18 protein-coding genes are annotated in these 17,047 nt (G+C 42.8%); 12 read left to right on the plus strand and 6 right to left on the minus strand.

Annotated features, from left to right (window positions below; translation table 11 throughout):
- Positions 1 to 25: 25 nt before the first annotated feature.
- Positions 26 to 520: a TIGR00645 family protein gene (locus tag ACE1SE_RS02500; RefSeq protein WP_099117792.1), complete on the plus strand. Its 495-nt coding sequence runs from the start codon at positions 26 to 28 to the stop codon at positions 518 to 520.
- A gap of 73 nt (positions 521 to 593) precedes the next feature.
- Here the strand turns inward: ACE1SE_RS02500 and ACE1SE_RS02505 are convergent, their stop codons facing one another.
- The 5 genes from ACE1SE_RS02505 to ACE1SE_RS02525 all read right to left on the minus strand — a co-directional run bounded on the left by ACE1SE_RS02505 (position 594) and on the right by ACE1SE_RS02525 (position 5,144).
- Positions 594 to 1,079, minus strand: coding sequence for a tellurium resistance protein TerW (locus tag ACE1SE_RS02505; protein WP_374052504.1), 486 nt, complete (start codon positions 1,077 to 1,079; stop codon positions 594 to 596).
- Between the two features lie 143 nt (positions 1,080 to 1,222).
- Positions 1,223 to 2,143, minus strand: a complete 921-nt coding sequence (locus tag ACE1SE_RS02510; protein ID WP_374053573.1) for an HpcH/HpaI aldolase/citrate lyase family protein — start codon at positions 2,141 to 2,143, stop codon at positions 1,223 to 1,225.
- On the minus strand, positions 2,143 to 3,222 hold the full coding sequence (locus ACE1SE_RS02515; RefSeq protein WP_374052505.1) for a cysteine protease StiP family protein: 1,080 nt from the start codon (positions 3,220 to 3,222) through the stop codon (positions 2,143 to 2,145). Before ACE1SE_RS02515 ends, ACE1SE_RS02510 begins: the two co-directional genes overlap by 1 nt.
- Entirely contained in the window at positions 3,215 to 3,988 is a 774-nt protein-coding gene (locus ACE1SE_RS02520; protein ID WP_374052506.1) for a hypothetical protein, read from the minus strand. Before ACE1SE_RS02520 ends, ACE1SE_RS02515 begins: the two co-directional genes overlap by 8 nt.
- Positions 3,981 to 5,144, minus strand: a complete 1,164-nt coding sequence (locus ACE1SE_RS02525; protein WP_374053574.1) for a phosphoribosyltransferase domain-containing protein — start codon at positions 5,142 to 5,144, stop codon at positions 3,981 to 3,983. The genes ACE1SE_RS02520 and ACE1SE_RS02525 overlap by 8 nt, the downstream gene beginning before the upstream one ends.
- A 346-nt stretch (positions 5,145 to 5,490) precedes the next feature.
- Here ACE1SE_RS02525 and ACE1SE_RS02530 point away from each other — a divergent pair, with 346 nt between their 5' ends.
- The 6 genes from ACE1SE_RS02530 (at position 5,491) to ACE1SE_RS02555 (ending at position 10,372) form a co-directional block, all read left to right on the plus strand.
- Complete coding sequence (locus ACE1SE_RS02530; RefSeq protein ID WP_374052507.1) at positions 5,491 to 6,078, plus strand: TerD family protein; 588 nt, start codon at positions 5,491 to 5,493, stop codon at positions 6,076 to 6,078.
- Complete coding sequence (locus ACE1SE_RS02535) at positions 6,078 to 7,220, plus strand: TerD family protein (RefSeq protein ID WP_374052508.1); 1,143 nt, start codon at positions 6,078 to 6,080, stop codon at positions 7,218 to 7,220. The genes ACE1SE_RS02530 and ACE1SE_RS02535 overlap by 1 nt, the downstream gene beginning before the upstream one ends.
- Before the next feature lie 31 nt (positions 7,221 to 7,251).
- Positions 7,252 to 7,707 (plus strand): tellurite resistance TerB family protein, encoded by a 456-nt coding sequence (locus ACE1SE_RS02540; protein ID WP_374052509.1) that lies wholly within the window; start codon positions 7,252 to 7,254, stop codon positions 7,705 to 7,707.
- 26 nt (positions 7,708 to 7,733) lie between these two features.
- Positions 7,734 to 8,762 (plus strand): TerC/Alx family metal homeostasis membrane protein, encoded by a 1,029-nt coding sequence (locus ACE1SE_RS02545; RefSeq protein ID WP_374052510.1) that lies wholly within the window; start codon positions 7,734 to 7,736, stop codon positions 8,760 to 8,762.
- Between the two features lie 52 nt (positions 8,763 to 8,814).
- Positions 8,815 to 9,393 (plus strand): TerD family protein, encoded by a 579-nt coding sequence (locus tag ACE1SE_RS02550; RefSeq protein ID WP_273584040.1) that lies wholly within the window; start codon positions 8,815 to 8,817, stop codon positions 9,391 to 9,393.
- 628 nt (positions 9,394 to 10,021) lie between these two features.
- The gene (locus ACE1SE_RS02555) at positions 10,022 to 10,372 is read left to right on the plus strand and encodes a hypothetical protein (RefSeq protein ID WP_374052511.1); all 351 of its coding nucleotides are present in this window, start codon (positions 10,022 to 10,024) and stop codon (positions 10,370 to 10,372) included.
- A 127-nt stretch (positions 10,373 to 10,499) separates the two neighbouring features.
- Here ACE1SE_RS02555 and ACE1SE_RS02560 read toward each other — a convergent pair whose 3' ends face one another.
- On the minus strand, positions 10,500 to 11,246 hold the full coding sequence (locus ACE1SE_RS02560) for an SDR family oxidoreductase (RefSeq protein ID WP_374052512.1): 747 nt from the start codon (positions 11,244 to 11,246) through the stop codon (positions 10,500 to 10,502).
- Between the two features lie 126 nt (positions 11,247 to 11,372).
- Here ACE1SE_RS02560 and ACE1SE_RS02565 point away from each other — a divergent pair, with 126 nt between their 5' ends.
- The 5 genes from ACE1SE_RS02565 to ACE1SE_RS02585 all read left to right on the plus strand — a co-directional run bounded on the left by ACE1SE_RS02565 (position 11,373) and on the right by ACE1SE_RS02585 (position 16,970).
- Positions 11,373 to 11,708, plus strand: coding sequence for a DUF3761 domain-containing protein (locus ACE1SE_RS02565; protein WP_374052513.1), 336 nt, complete (start codon positions 11,373 to 11,375; stop codon positions 11,706 to 11,708).
- 588 nt (positions 11,709 to 12,296) lie between these two features.
- Positions 12,297 to 13,070, plus strand: a complete 774-nt coding sequence (locus ACE1SE_RS02570; protein ID WP_374052514.1) for a protein bax — start codon at positions 12,297 to 12,299, stop codon at positions 13,068 to 13,070.
- A 160-nt stretch (positions 13,071 to 13,230) separates the two neighbouring features.
- Positions 13,231 to 14,652, plus strand: a complete 1,422-nt coding sequence (locus tag ACE1SE_RS02575; protein ID WP_374052515.1) for an MBOAT family O-acyltransferase — start codon at positions 13,231 to 13,233, stop codon at positions 14,650 to 14,652.
- Positions 14,639 to 15,775, plus strand: coding sequence for an SGNH/GDSL hydrolase family protein (locus ACE1SE_RS02580; RefSeq protein ID WP_374052516.1), 1,137 nt, complete (start codon positions 14,639 to 14,641; stop codon positions 15,773 to 15,775). Before ACE1SE_RS02575 ends, ACE1SE_RS02580 begins: the two co-directional genes overlap by 14 nt.
- A complete protein-coding gene (locus ACE1SE_RS02585; RefSeq protein WP_374052517.1) occupies positions 15,762 to 16,970 on the plus strand; it encodes an SGNH/GDSL hydrolase family protein in 1,209 nt (402 codons plus the stop codon). The genes ACE1SE_RS02580 and ACE1SE_RS02585 overlap by 14 nt, the downstream gene beginning before the upstream one ends.
- The last annotated feature ends 77 nt before the right edge of the window (positions 16,971 to 17,047 follow it).

Genomic DNA, 17,047 nt, shown 5'->3' on the forward strand with positions numbered 1-17,047 from the left:
CCTTTTGTAACACATAAAAAACACAATGGAACGCTTTCTCGAAAACACAATGTATGCCTCCCGCTGGCTACTTGCACCGGTTTATTTCGGTTTATCATTGGCATTATTTGCCCTTGCGGTTAAGTTCTTTCTGGAAATCATGCATATCCTGCCGAATCTTCTTTACATTACAGAATCCGACCTAATCCTGACGCTGCTTTCCCTGATTGATATGGCTCTGGTTGGAGGATTGCTGGTAATGGTGATGTTTTCTGGCTATGAAAACTTTGTTTCAAGCCTGGATATTCACGAAAGCAAAGAGAAATTAAGCTGGTTGGGGAAAATGGATGCAACCTCACTCAAAAATAAAGTTGCAGCCTCAATTGTTGCCATTTCCTCCATTCACTTACTGCGTGTCTTTATGGATGCCAAGAATGTGCCGGACAATAAACTAATGTGGTATGTCATCATCCATCTCACCTTTGTTTTGTCCGCATTTGTGATGGGATATCTGGATAAACTTACGCGCCACAATCATTAAGCGATCAAACAGTAAGCGAACAAGCAAACCAACAATCATCGCCCTGATGCCAGTTGAACCCAACCGGCTGGCATTATGGGAGCCGTCGTTTTGCTGAATTTCCTTTCACGCCTTCTTTTAGCAATTTTTCAATAAACCTATCCACCACCATTTCAACGACATCACTTCGGGTTGTCTCCAGGTGGTTAGCCAGACTATCAATTTTTCTGATAACAGACATTCTTAGAGAAAGAGAAACCGGCTTTTTTTTCTCTTTATCAAGAAAGACATGGCTGGTGGCTTCTTCAGATTTTAAACTGAGATGTTGAGCAAGCAGCTCTTCAATCCTTCTCACATCTTTCTTAGTCAGCATCCCCTTATCAACTAACTGATAAGTATTTCCCATTTTGCTAAACTGGATATCTGCACAGTAAAGATCTCTCAATTCCCGTAATGCACGTGTTAATGTTGGCTCCGAACAATTCAGATCCTTAATGATCCTAACCTTACTAACCGGTTTACCCTGTGAAAGTAATAAGGTTAATTTGAAATTTCTAAATTGTTTGGGACTAAGCAGCATTTTTTATTACCAAGTCAGGGATAACAAACCCCTAAGTTCTCTACTGTAACGACAAAAATAACTTTCAGCATAGCTATTATCACAGGTAAATCAATATCAAAACGTATGAAAAGCCTTAGCAATATTTTCGTCCGTTTAAGATCTTATGCTGCTTCCGGTTCTATACCATAATGCTCTGCCCGTTCAAGAATATTCACTGCCCAGCGTTGATGGGTGGCAGGTTCACACATCGTTCCCTGCGATTTGAAAACAGCTTTACTGGAATTAAGAATGGTCAGCGCCTCGGCATGATCATGGGCACTCACCATCAGTGCCCGTTGGATACATGTAATCTGCCTTGGGTGTATGGCCGTTTTTCCCACCAAACCGTGAGCAATATCCAATTCCAGCTCTTTCTCAAGTAATCTCAAATCATCAATATGCTCACAAACCGGTGCAGTCAGGGCAAATCCCCGTGCAACAAAAACGGCAACCAACATCTTAATAACGTATCCCATCGGCCCATCATACAGGGTGAAATGACGGGAACGCCGCAGAGACATAATATTCATCAGATCATTACCGCCAATACGCAAAGCAATAATGCGATCCTGGCAAGGGTGTTTTTTGAGTGTGTCCGCAAGCTGGTTCATTTTCCGAACATCAAACACCTCTTCACTCTCCAGTGTTGGCATAATGTACAGATGGGTTGAATTAATAACATCCCACCAGCCGGACAATGAAGCATGAGTAAATTTCGGCAAAACCAGTCCATCAATGATACTGAGATTCACATTGGTAATCAGATAGTTCGCCATCTTTTCATCACGCGGGCGGATAAAAATCAGGGGACGATGGCGGTCGATATTGGAAGCAGGGATATCTGCTGCTAATGCTTGCATTACCTCTCGGAGATTCTCGATCGCAATGGGAATATCCTGCTCACTGACGGCATCTTCCAGACAAATAACCAGCGAGCGCAGATCAGGTATCTTATTTTGTAACACAATTTCTGCAATATCTTGGCGAGTGGCTGGCATATACAGAGTTGCGCCGAGTCGATGCGGAGAAGGGATGGGTTTCATCACGCTACCTTCTTAATGATAGTTACGGCACGATATTGACCGATCAGATCACCGACTTCCGTAATAACAACATTTTTCTGACGTGCCAAATGAACCAACAGGCCAACATCAGGATCATCCTGAGAACGCACAAGTACATGTTCTGGCACACGTCGTAATACTGCACGAGTTGCTTCTGCAATGCCAGGTTTAATACGGTTAATACTGTCAATCTGGTATTGTTCAGCAAGACTGGAAATCACCGTTTTGCTTAATTGCTGCAAAGCGTTTTTTTCCTGTGGCAACCAAACCGTTTCTGAGATAGCAGCCCAATCCAATCGATTACGACAATCAGCAACAGTATCCACCAATAAACGGCTGCACTCAAACTGGTGCAGGTGATCACACTGCACACAACCGTGCAATCCTTCTTCATGCCAGATAGAACGTGATATCAATCCCGATACCGGCGCTCCCATAATACCGAAAGGAATCAACCAATCATCATCGCTGGCTGCCAACCACGAACAGCCACAAGGATCAGCCAATACCACCAGACGTGGGATACCTGAATAACCCTCCCTCCCCGCTAAAGATCGCGACAATTCTGTGGTAATGGCTCCTTTGCCTGTCCAGCCATCAACAAATACCACGCCATCCGTTCCATGTTGCTGTTCAATATACGATAGCGCTGTATTATCAATACCACGATCCCGAATAATGCTGATGCCATAATGATAAGAGCGCTTGCCCATTTCTCTGAGCGTTTGATGCAACATCACCCCCAAAGGAACGCCAGCCCTGACCAAGCTGACCAATACAATCGGCGTATCACCAAAGCGGGATACCAGAGCTTTGGCGAGCATCACAACTTCCGTCGCCAACCGAACTGCCCCTTGTCCAAGGGCTTTATCAAACAGTTCAAGGTGATAAGATGTGGGTTCTGGCTCCTGACTTAACATATCCGAATAATGGCGAGCACCAGACTGGATCAACTGCTCCTTAATATCCACCGGCGTCATCTCAATTTGAACAGGCTTTAGCAGGAATTGAACATCATCAGAAGCATAACTCCCAGAGAAAGGGGGAAAGCTATTCATTATTTACAGCTCCAAATAAGGCAGTCATTAATGTGTCAGCAAACTGGCTTTGCTGAGGCATACCAAACCAATCACACAATTGCATAAACCGGTGATCGCTCAGACTATCGCCCAAACCGATAACAGGGAAAACGCCTCTCTCAGTACGCAGCCTTTGCAAAAGGTGCTGAGTTGCCAATCCCTTGTCAACACACCTTGGCAATACGGTAAGATTGTTATTGTTTTGATGAAAATAAAAGTTTTGATGGAAATGACTTTCTTGAGCCAAAGTTTCAGCCAGTATATTAAGCTCATTCAACCTATCGTGATTGCGGTGCTTGATGATCAGGAAAACAGGTACATCACCGTACTCATAGTCAATGCGTACCCAGGCATCTATACCATAAGATGCCATCAGACGCTGACTCAGACGTTCCAACTCACACAATTTATCCCGATATGACAACAATTCTGACAATATGCACGATTGCCAAAGCTCATCAACAGCACCTTCTGGTGTGAGGATCACCGCACCGTGCGAAATAATACGCCAAGAACGGAAAGGGATCTGTACGCGGCTTAGCTGCTCTGTATTTCTGGCAGTGACTGGAATAACCTCTGCATGAGCCAACAACCAATCAACCAGCATGGACTGTTTTTCAGTCAAATAGCTGTGGGGAAAACATTTTTGATCCAAGGCGCCCACACGAAAAGATATTTCTTTTAGCTTGCGACGAGACTGAAATAACGTGTCATCAAGATCAGTTAAAAATACCGGCTTAATCATACCCAACGATCTCGACAACTGGAGAAACACGGGCAAGCTGTGCCATTAACGCGGGATCAACAGATATTTTGGGCGTTTCAAGACAGAGTAATACCCGATCAAATTTCTGGTGTGCAACATTGTAGAGAAAATTCGGGATGCCAAGCCCGTAATTATCTGTAAAAGCCATGACAGATTGGATGGCATGACCGCAAGAGATTGGAGAGCGGGTTGTCGAACCAAATACCACTGATGCCCCTTCCTGCTCAAGCCGTTCAGCCAGCAAAAATGGCTGCCAGACAAATTCACTGGAACCCAATACCAATAGATTTTCGCCTGCTTTGGCATTGATTGTGGCACCAATATCACACTGGATTTCATCCAATCCCAACCGTCCCCAGCTCTGTTGGCCTATGATGTTAATTTTTCCCCGAGCCGTAACATTGACCTGAGGCATCACCGGCACAGGGGCAGATATATCGGCTTCCCACTGCCAACTCCCTTCGATCAGGGAAACCTCAGAAACCGGCAATGGGCTGCGTTTCACAACCGATTTGCCACTCCAATCCGTCAATGTCACGGTGACAATATGTTCAATATGCTCAAGCCCTGCATGACGCAGTGCATTCAGCAAATTAAGGAACGTGTTACCCGTGGTTGCTTCATCATCAATCAGAACCAGAGTCCGGGCATTTGTCACCCGTTGGCGCAGATGGTTTTCTGCTGGCCAATAAATCAGATGATCCGTAGCATGGCTGTGATTTTCCTTAAACTCACACAATAAATCTCCATCAACCGGATGGCGTGTCGAAGTCAGAAATACGGGCTTGTCGGCTTTGTGTTTTGTTTCCTGAAATACCCCTGCCGCTAACCCGACAGCCGTTTCTGCCATGCCAATATACAGAACCGGGCCGGGAAGATTAGCAGGAAACCGTGCAGATAATTGCTGATAAACCGAACGCATGATAGATGGCTTGACCGGAATATGCCGCCCCAAGACTTTACTGACAAACAGGAATGCTCTTTTGGGATTACGACGTTCAGCAATATCAAACAGGGTTTCCAGAGATGGTGTGCTATGCGATGCCGTTACCGTCAATGTCCCGCTGTTTAGTTTTTTTTGGTAAATCCGTTTTTTATCAGCTTGTTTTTTATCAACATCGATGTCACTCAACATTGTCATGGAGATGCCTTTTCAAAAAAAATCTCAGCCTAAGCTAATACGGTAACTTTCAGCATTTGTTTTTAATTCGGTGAAATATAGGGCGCAGTCTAGAGTTTCAAATAAGTACATGTCAATCATATTATGATTCATTAGATCAAAATTTGTTTGACTTTTCCGCATGGAAAAGAAATCATACCAAACGAAACCAGACTGTTTTCTATCATACAGTTAACATCAGGATATACCTGTTTACGGGAGTCATAATATGACAGATTTAAGTTATCTATTTGTCATATTATGATTTTTAAATACGTGAAATTACCGTGATTCACCGACAAACAGAATAGAGGTGTCATTAATGGTTTCGTTAAGCAAAAATCAGTCAGTTTCGCTCGCCAAACAGAGCGCATCACTGGCTAAAGTGGATTTTGGTCTGGGATGGGATCCTGTGACCAAGAAGAAAGGCTTTCTGGCGAGTTTATTCAGCGGTGGCAATGATGAAATTGATCTGGATGCAAGCTGCATTCTGCTTGATGAATCTGGCAATGCCATCGATACAGTATGGTTTGGCCAACTGAAATCAAAATGTGGTTCTATACAACACACAGGCGATAACCTGACTGGTGAAGGTGATGGGGATGATGAGGTTATCCGCGTCGATCTAATCAAACTTCCCACTAATGTCGAATACCTTGCATTTACTGTTAACAGTTTCCGTGGGCAAACCTTCAATGACGTTGACAATGCTTTCTGCCGTGTCGTTGACCAAAGCGGCAAAGAACTTGCTCGCTATCAATTGAATGAGCAAGGCGCCCACACTGGCATTATCATCTCTTCCTTGCGCCGCAACGGTGGGCAGTGGGATTTCACGGCACATGGCGTTCCTTGTCTTGGACGTACTATTGACGCGATGTATCCGCAGATTGTTGAGACGGTGGTGAGCTAATGAATCTGACACCGGGGGGCAATGCCCCCGTTCCCAATCAAACGCTTACTGTGCGGGTTCTCTCGGGTTCAGCCGTTGACGTTTCTGCTTTCCGGCTGTATTCAGACGGCAAAGTTAAGGGTGATCCAGATATGGTGTTCTACGGCCAGCAGGTCAATGATGACAACACCCTTCGCCTGACTGGCGGTAACATCAATACTTCATTTAACGTTAACTTGCCTGCATTGAGCCAGGATGTCCAGAAAGTTGCGTTCGCCGCAACTTGCGACGGTAACCAAACGATTTCCAATCTGCGCAACCTTTCCATTCGGGTTGAACTGAACAGCAGTGTGATTTTGCAGGGGGATGTTGAAGTACAAGGCCGTCCAGAGGCTGCCTTGATCCTTGGCGAGCTGTATCGCCGCAACGGTGAATGGAAATTCCGTTTTATTGCCCAAGGCTTTAATGGTGGACTCAAACCACTGGCTGAGCATTTTGGCGTAGATATCATTGATGATGCGCCAACCTCCACACCTGCGCCAAATACTGTGAATTTGAGTAAAGTTTCTCTGACCAAAGAAAAACCGACTATCAGCCTTAGCAAACGCGACAGCTACGGTGAAATTCGCATCAATCTGAACTGGAGTCAAAATTCCTCTTCCTCCTCAAGAGGCCTGTTACAAGGCATGTTCGGTACAAGCAAAAACGTGGATTTGGATCTCGGCGCATTCGTCCGACTACAAGATGGAGAGAAAGACGCTGTACAAGCACTAGGAAATCGCTTTGGCGATTACCGTCATGAACCGTATGTAGAATTACAGGGCGATGATCGTACCGGTCAAGTACGTGACGGTGAATGGCTCCACGTCAATGGGTTTGAATGGAAAAACATCCGTGAAGTTTTGATCTATGCCTTTATTTACGAAGGCGTGCCTAGCTGGGACAAAACCGACGGTATAGTCACAATTTATGTCCCTGACCAGCCCCCTATTGAAACGCGTATGACAGAAGGTAACAACCGCAAAGGTATGTGTGCCATTGCCCGCCTTGTCAATGAAAACGGTGCCATCAAAGTAGAACGCATCAATCAATATTTCAGCGGACATCAAGAGATGGACAGGGCGTTCGGCTGGGGCTTTAGCTGGACATCCGGCAAAAAATAACTCTCTATTCTATCAATAAGCGGAGGGACTGATGTCCTTTTTAAACAAAATCAAATCAGCGTTCAACGCAGGCCGCGAAGAACTCACCACCCAAGTTAGTCGCTTCAAGAACAGAAAGTTCATGGAAGGTACGGTAGCAGTATGTGCACACGTTGCCATGGCGAGTAACGGCGTCAGTTCAGAAGAAAAGCAGAAAATGATCGGGTTCATCAAAAACTCCCCTGAGCTGAAAGTGTTCGATGCCTCTGAGATTATCGAATTCTTTAACAAACTGGTCAGCAGCTATGAGTTTGATGCTGACATTGGTAAAGGTGAAGCCATGAAATTTATTATGGCTCTGAAACAGCAACCGGAAGCGGCGCAGCTTGCTTTGCGCGTCGGAATTGCAGTCGCCAAGAGTGATGGTGACTTTGATAACGACGAAAAACAGGCTGCTCGTGAAATTTGCTTAGCCCTTGGCTTTGCACCGGCTGATTTCGAACTGTAATCGCAGATATTTAAGAGGCTTACTTCATGGTATCCACGCACATTGGTTTTCCGATGGAAACCGTTGCTGTATTTATAATTCTGTCGGTTGGTGCGCTCTTTATCGACCTCTTTATGCATCGTCATGATAAGCCGATTTCGCTGCGCAGTGCCGCCCTTTGGTCTATTTTCTGGGTCGCAATTGCTTTTGTTTTCGCGGGCTTCCTGTATGTCCATCATGGCGCGGAAGCAGCGAGTCTGTTTGTCACGGGCTATGCACTGGAAAAGGTCCTTTCCGTCGATAACCTGTTTGTCATCATGGCGATATTCTCTTGGTTTGCCGTACCAGACCGCTATCGCCACCGAGTCTTGTATTGGGGGATTATCGGCGCGATTGTCTTCCGTGGTATTTTCGTTGCCATTGGAACAAGCCTGCTGGCGCTTGGGCCGTGGGTTGAGATCGTATTTGCGGTTATCGTTGGCTGGACAGCGGTCATGATGCTGAAAAGCGGTGATGATGACGATAAAATCGAAGACTATTCACAGCACCTTGCCTACCGTCTGGTAAAGCGTTTCTTCCCAATTTGGCCGAGATTGAGCAGCCATGCTTTTGTACTGAATCAAAAGGAAGTGGATAAGGAGTTGGCTAAACCAGAAAACACCAATGTGAAAGTGGGGCGGGTGGGCAAAGCTGCACTTTATGCTACGCCACTCATGCTGTGTCTGGCTGTGGTTGAACTGTCTGACGTGATGTTTGCCTTTGACTCTGTACCTGCGGTAATTGCAGTCAGCCGGGAGCCATTAATTGTGTACAGCGCCATGATGTTTGCTATTTTGGGTCTGCGCACGCTCTACTTTGTGCTTGAAGCTTTGAAAAAGTATCTGGTGCATTTGGAAAAGGCAGTAATCGTTTTACTGTTCTTTATTGCCATAAAACTGGGATTAAATGCTTCTGAGCACATATTCCACCACGGCTATTCGATTTCAGCCACAACCAGCTTACTTGTGGTAATTGGCGTACTGGCTGCCGGTATTCTTGCCAGCCTGCTGTTCCCACAAAAAGAAAATGCAAGCTAAATCCGAAAAATCTAGATAACTAATACGACGTAATAATAGTGAGGAAATAACAATGGGTGTATCTCTTTCTAAAGGCGGTAACGTTTCTCTGAGCAAAGAAGCGCCAAGCATGAAAAACGTTCTGATCGGTCTCGGTTGGGATGCTCGTGCTACTGACGGACAAGACTTTGACCTTGATGCCTCCGCTTTCCTGCTGGCAGCAAACGGCAAAGTACGTGGTGATGCAGATTTCATTTTCTACAACAATCTGAAATCGTCTGACGGCTCCATCATGCACACTGGCGACAACCGTACCGGTGAAGGGGATGGTGATGACGAATCACTAAAAATCAAACTGGATCAAGTTCCTGCTGATGTAGAAAAAGTAGTGTTTGTAGTCACTATCCATGACGCACAAGCTCGTCGCCAGAGCTTCGGTCAAGTTTCCGGTGCCTTCATCCGTTTGGTTAACGATGACACACAAGTTGAAGTCGCTCGTTATGACCTGACTGAAGATGCATCTACCGAAACCGCTATGTTGTTCGGTGAACTGTATCGCCACAATGCAGAATGGAAATTCCGCGCAGTAGGCCAGGGCTATGCTGGTGGTCTGGCTTCTGTTTGTGCCCAGTATGGCATTAATGCTGCTTAATTTGGGGGTTATCCCATTAAGCATTTCAGTGTAAAGCTTGAATGCAGTGCACTGAAATTAAAAGCCCTGCCTGATAATATCGGTAGGGCTTTTTGTTGTCTTACCTATTTGTTTATAATTCATTACTCAGAACCTGAGCCAGAAATTGGTCACTGGAAATCTGGGGCTATCATACGGATATTTCTGCCATTTTAATTCGGAAAATTTTTGGAATGCGGTTCATTTTAATATTTTCATTTAAAACTCTTTAGCATTTCCACAACATATAATGCCAATATTTATAAATAGTTACAGAATAAAAAATATAACCTGTCAAATAATCCACAGACTAAAATCCTTTATTCATTCCTTTGATAACACAGAAAATCACATAATTATTTACCGAATAATTTTTTGTACTAACTTCAGAGATACCATCCAAAATGGATAAATATCCAGTTATTTTTTGCGAGTTGCTTCGCAAAGAACAACATTACCGATGGCATATTAGCCAACTAACCGCTAGGGTAGATATCGATTATTAACAATGAATACTATTTAGATGAAAAACACGTATGAATTCGCGGTGCAGTGCGGGCGAAGTGCTGATAGAGTATCGCAGTATATCCATAACACAAGGAACGTACAAATGAACCTTCATGTTTCATTTCGCTATTCTGACATTGGCTTCCCTGAATTAATACTGAACGGCAGTGCACTCAGCGATGCTGGGTTTACCGCAAATGAATTATTTCATATCTCACAGTTTTCCAATGGCGTTATTATTTCTCTTGTTGATCCCAACGCAGATTTAGCCAGTTTAATAAATGAAGTGGAAAATAATCCATACCGAGGAATAGACAATATTCGTGAAAATGGTGAGCTTTATATTGCTGGGGATTGGCTAACGATCAGCAATTTAGTAGAACAACCTATTAACATTGAAATACAACCTGACAAGATTATTCTAAAACCGAAATTGATGGAAATATTGGCTTAAAATCAATTGTTACTACAAAAATAGCCTTCCATCAATTAGCCGGAAAAATATTAAGAAGAATTCCGGCTTTTAAGATTATCTGGTATTCAATGTCCGCTTATTCAAACGGCATTTCAAACTCTATAACCTATTTCCCACCAGCTAAGTCAATGAAATTGCCTGTAACATACGATGCTTCATCAGATAACAGCCATGCAATGGCCTGAGCAACTTCTTCCGGCTGTCCACCCCGTTTCATAGGTAAGAAATCTTTGACTCTTTCAACTCGCTCAGGCTCCCCACCATCGGTATGCATTTCGGTATAAATGAATCCAGGGCGCACAGCATTTACTCTGATTCCCTGTGCAGCCACCTCTTGCGCCAACCCAATTGTCAGCGTATCAATGGCACCTTTCGATGCTGCATAATCAACGTATTCATGGGGAGAACCCAGTCTAGCGGCGGCAGATGAAACATTGACAATGACTCCACCTTGCCCACCGTGACGTAAAGCCATTCTCTTAACCGCTTCACGCGCACAGAGAAAGGCTCCAGTAACATTAGTAGCAAAAATTTCATTTAGTCGCTCTACCGTTAACTGCTCAATGGGAGCTTGAGGCTTTAAGATCCCAGCATTGTTCACTAATCCAGAAATATACCCCAACTCTTTTTCGACCCTTTGGAACAATGTTATCACTTGTTTTTCATCCGCAATATCCACCTGAACTGCAATTGCTGACTGCCCAAGGGCACGGATCATATCTAACACTTCATAAGCACTGTCTTCATGGTTACGATAGCCAATGCAGATATGATGCCCTTGTTTCGCCAAACAAAGCGCCGTGGCCTTGCCAATACCACGGGAACCACCAGTAATGATCGTTACTTTTTTCACAATACCACCCCATACTAGCGTTATTTTTTATTCTCTATCGTCAAATTTGCAATCATAACATTCAAAACTATACTCCAAACTGCAAGAGTAGATTTCGAGTTTCAGTACTCTAATCAGAGGAACTATATGATGAAAAGCTTGAAGTTATCAGTTGCAGCATTACTGGTGTTGTTTTCAAGCGCAGCGCTTGCAGCACCAGCAGTATCAACCTCAGCCGAAGTCGCCTCAAAAACGGCAACGGCAGTAGAACAAAATGTTAAATCAGCAAAAAACAAAGCTAATTCATTAGAGAAGAAAGTTACCAAAAAAGCAAAAAGACAAAAAATATCAAAGAAGAAAAACAGAAATAGCTTAGCTAAAAAAGGCGCTAATACAGCTCATTGTAAAGATGGTAGCTATAGCAAGAGCAAATCCCGTAAAGGAGCCTGCTCTCGCCACGGTGGTGTTGCTAAATGGCTATAGAGTTTTGTTGATTTTTCATCATACACAATTAGGGGGCTTCGGCTCCCTAATTCTTTTAAAACAATTCACTCCTCAACCAGAAAATAATCTCACCATCATGATGTTAATTGATATATTTTCTTCAGCAAAAAATATTATTTTTACGATATATTAATGTCATTTTCTTATGCTGAAATTCAGATGAAAAACTTAAAACAAGCCAGAAAAATAGGTAACCAAGAATGAAAAATTAAATAAATTATAATAACTACAATAAAGCAAAAATTCACTCCTCCAGACGATGGTTAAGCTAAGTAATATGCGATTAATAACATATAGTTAAGTAAAAATCAGTTATTAATTTAAGATATATAAACAATCAATATGACACTATAAAATATAATATATAACACAATCCACCAGATAAAATCATAATATTTATTACACTAATTTACCCTGAAAAGTAAAAAATATAGATATTTGTCAGTAGGGTGCTAATATTCGTTACAGACACGAAATTTATGAATGACGAATAACAGTAGCTATGTCTTGCTTGCTCTGCTAATATTCGTCTGATTTTTATCCAGAGTAATAAAAAGAGGAGAAGCAATGCCCTCTCTAATGATGAGGACAAGTGCGGTCTTCGCTTTCTTTATCTCATTAATCTTTACCGGTCTGAGCCATGCCTCGACCAGTACCTCAAAAGTGCAAGAGTATTCTCACAATGGCATGCAGGTAAGTTTGCCTGATTTGCGACAATACCCTTCAGGTACACCTCGAAAGAAAGCGTTTTTAAATATTATTGTCCCTGTAATTGATCAACATAATCAAAAGATTATGCAAGACCGCAAGTGGCTCCTATCACACCAAAAGAATCATCATTGGTCTGTACAGGATAGTCACCGATTGAAAAAGATCTGCATAGATTACAAAATGACCTGCAATTCGCCAGGACAGGTTAATTGGAATAAGTTATTAAGTCGGGTTGATATTATTCCCACCCATTTTGTTGCCACTCAGGCAGCGGCTGAATCGGGTTGGGGAACGTCAGAACTGGCCAAAAAAAATAATAATCTGTTTGGAATGCGTTGTCGCTCTTGCGGCAAAATGAAAGGAAAAATCAAAGGGTATTCAGTTTACTCTACCATTAATGCTTCCGTCGTTGCCTATATGAAAAACCTGAATACGCACCGTGCTTATGAGTCACTGCGTTCTTCACGCGCAAAGCAGAGAACAACACAGGAGCCGCTGAATATCAGTAAGCTGATTGATAATCTCAATGGTTATTCTGAACTAGGATCTGACTATAATCGCTATTTACATCGGGTATTTAATGGCAACAAGGAGCTGATTTCACAAGCGCAAGAACTGGCTATCCAATAACACTCTCCCAACAATCCACATTGTATTAATTACAAAGTGGATTCTTTTTTTATAATCTATCTCTGTATTATCTACTGTAAACATCGACAAATTCCATACTATAATGCACTTCAGAATTACATTCTTTTTCCCAACAATAAATGGTTAACCAGAGCCTGATATGAATTTCTTCTCTTTTGAGTTCCTTGGATCGTTTGTTATTCTGCTGGTTGTCTATTGGCTTTTACAAAAAACGCCCAGGCTACAGAATGGCGTGTTAATTTTAGCGAGTTATTTATTTGTATTCTCTTTTGCAGCAAATTTCGCCTACATTTTATTCTCCTATACCCTATTTATTTACTTTTTGGCGAATATTCTTAGTCGTTATTTATCCAATAAGGCCATATTTATACTACTGACATTCGGACTCCTCGGCTGTTTCACTGTTTTCAAATATTACTCTTTCTTTCAAGAGTCGATTCAACAAACATTGTCTAATGTCGGGGTAAGCGTGGAACTCCCCGTTCTCGAATTGCTGATGCCGCTAGGTCTGTCATTTTATGCATTCCATTCGGTCAGCTATGTTGTATCGGTATGCAAGAAAGAGCTGCCTGCCGCTCCATTGCCTGATGTTATTTTGTATCTTTGCTTTTTTCCCAGCATTGTCGCCGGACCGATTAATCGAGCTAAAGATTTTTTGCCACAGATTCAGGTAGCATCCAGAATTATACTGGAACCATTGAAAGCACTATTATTGATTTCTCTCGCTATCATAAAGCTCTTTTTGCTCAGTTCTACGCTCTCTGAGTATCTTGTGAATCCTGTTTTTGAAGATCCGATTAGCCATCATGCAGGACAAGTCCTTGTGGCAATTTATGCTTATGCCTGGAATATCTACTTTAACTTTTCTGGCTATACTGACCTTGTCACAGGTATCGCTCTGCTATTAGGCTACAAAGTGCCACGCAATTTTGATGCCCCTTATCTGGCTGAAAACTTACAGATATTTTGGCGACGCTGGCATATCAGCCTGTCAACATTCATCCGTGATTATGTCTACATTCCATTAGGCGGTAACAAAAAAGGTGTATTCCGCAAAAACTGGAATATGTTCACCGCTATGGTGATTTCAGGCCTATGGCATGGTGCTGGCCTTAGTTTTATTATCTGGGGTGCTATTCACGGATTAGGGTTAATTCTGCAAAATATTAAAAATGCTCTGTTCCCTGTTTCAAGGAAACAGAATCAATCACAAACCAGAAGCCCGATTGTATTATTTTTATCTCGTGTAGTGACATTCCATTTTGTCTGCTTTGCATGGATTTTTTTCCGTAGCCCGACATTTAATGATGCTCTGGCGATATTAAATCAACTGTTCTCTGGCGAAATATTTGCATCCCTGTTATCCAGCAGTTCTCTATTAATGGTTTTCTGGGGATTTTTTATTATCTATCCTTGGCTGGTGAATTTCAGAAACAAATTTGAAAAAAATTATGGCCTGATTTCCTGGGTTTATTACCCAATTCCCTTAGCCCTAATCCTTACTTTGGTCTTTATTTTGTCACCTTCAGGAATGCCAGGATTTATCTATGCCAACTTCTGAATTTATATCTAATCTTAAAAAAGTCGGACAAGTGGTTTTTATCGTGGCATTAACCAGCTTAATGCTCATTTGGTTTAATCAAAGTTCGTTAGATAATTTCTGGCAACAGAAATATCACCGCAATAGTCCCTGGACATCTATCAAAGGGGAACCGTGGTGGGATTTGGGAAATAATGTGCAGCAAGGAGCCATTGCTGCCAGTAAAACTTTTGTGGCATATGCGCAGGGCAAATATCAAGATAACCCGTCATCAGCTATGAATATTGATAGCAGGCAGACAGTATTTCCCCCTGATTTTCAGGTTGGTTTGCGCTTTCTGGAAGGTTACGTGTATCCCATCGAAAATCTCTCTTTCACCTTTCCTGAGCTACTGAACAAAAATATTAAACTCGTTCAGTCTTCTTCACCGCCAAATAGTTCAGCAGAAAATCCAGCTGTTGAAATTGCTCAGAAAACCCATGTTAATCTGGGTATAAAAGATAAGGTGTTATTTGCCGGTGATTCAATGATGCAGGGCGTAGCCCCACATTTAAAACGTCGGCTATTTCAACAATATGGCATTTCCAGCCTTAATTTAAGTAAACAAAGTACAGGATTGTCTTATCCTGGTTTCTTTGATTGGCCAAAAACCATTAGCGATACGTTGAGAACCCACCCTGATATTAAGCTGGTCGTGATATTTTTAGGCCCAAATGATCCGTGGAATATGCCCTCAGGACAGGGAGGGGCTTATTTGAAATTCGCCAGTGAAAACTGGGAGGATCTTTATCGCCAAAGAATTGAATCCATCTTAAATAACGCACGCCAACATCAAGCTGATGTGATTTGGGTTGGACCACCTAATATGCGCCAGAAAAAACTTTCCAGCAGTATGTCTTACCTCAATAAATTGTATCAAACTGAAGTAGAAAAAAAGGGAGAGATCTATGTTGCGGTTAATGATATGTTCAAATATCAGTCGGATAATTATTCAGACTATATTGGCGATGGCAGCAGCACCATCAAACTTCGAACCGGAGACGGTATTCATTTCAGTTTGAAAGGGCAACAGACCATTGCGGATTATCTATTTTCATTGATCACATTCACTCAGGAGCCAGTTAAAGAAAATGCAACCAGTTAACATGTTCCGTGGATGTTATCGGATAGTGGGTGTCAGTCTGGCTATCACGCTCTCAATTAGCCTATTATCGTGCCAAGGAGAAAAATCTAAGCCTACATCGGTACTCCAAACAACACACATACACCGTCAGCAACAATTAACGAATTTTGGTGATCCCAATTTCGCGCTATTGACAGATAAATTACGTCACAGCGATACTCGCCAACTCCATGTTGTACAATTGGGTGATTCACACACAGCTGCCGATTTCTTTACTGGTAAGTTGCGAAGCTTATTGCAGGATCGTTATGGCGATGCTGGACCAGGTTTTATCCCCCCAATGAGCATTCCCGGCCAGCGTAACGCCTTAATACAATTTTCTGAGGATAAAACCGGTTGGTGGCTTTCAAGCAGCCGCAAGGATAATCGGGCAGATTATCCACTGGGTGGATTTATCGCTATTCCTGAAAGTGCCAAGAGTGCGATACAACTCAAGTTTTCTTCTGCTCGTGGCAAGTATTGGCTGAGTGCACTCTATCAATCCCATACAGCGACTCACATCAAAACGCCATTTATCGCCATCAACTTACCTGCAACACAAAGTGAATGGCACTTCTCACCAGAACAGAGCATTAGTTTCCCCATTGATCTCTATCCACAGGATACACAATTGAAAATTGGCGGCTGGCTGATAAAACGTCAAACTCCTGGCATTATGTTATCTGCATTGGGGATTAATGGTGCCACCATTAATATGCTGGATAAGTGGCAACCGCAATGGATTAATACGCTGGCACAGATAAAACCGGATATGGTCATTCTCGCCTATGGCACCAATGAAGCCTTTAACGATTCACTGGATTTGGTTGCTTATCAGAAGGATTTGACCGCTAAAATACAAGACATCCGCACAGCCATACCGCAAGCCGTTATCCTGCTGATTGGGCCGAATGATTCACTGAAAAATAAAACCACAGCAAGCTGTGAAGAACAACAACCTGTCTGGCTTGATAATGTGATTCAGGTTCAACAAACCATCGCCAAACAACAGCGTACCCTGTTTTGGGATTGGCGGGAATATATGGGTGGGCCATGTTCAGTCAGAGAATGGGAACAGCAAAACCTCGCACGTCCTGATTACATTCACCTCTCCGCAGCCGGTTATGAACGCAGTGCTGAAGCGCTTTATAAGCAGTTTATGGATTTAGTTGAATAATTAAATTTAGCAGCTAACGAGCGTAAATGGCAGGAAAAACAAGGTAAAACAGCACCTTATAATGAAATAAGGTGCTA

The sequence above is a fragment of the Xenorhabdus taiwanensis genome (genome assembly GCF_036512875.1).
In the GTDB taxonomy this organism is placed as follows: Bacteria; Pseudomonadota; Gammaproteobacteria; order Enterobacterales; family Enterobacteriaceae; genus Xenorhabdus; species Xenorhabdus taiwanensis.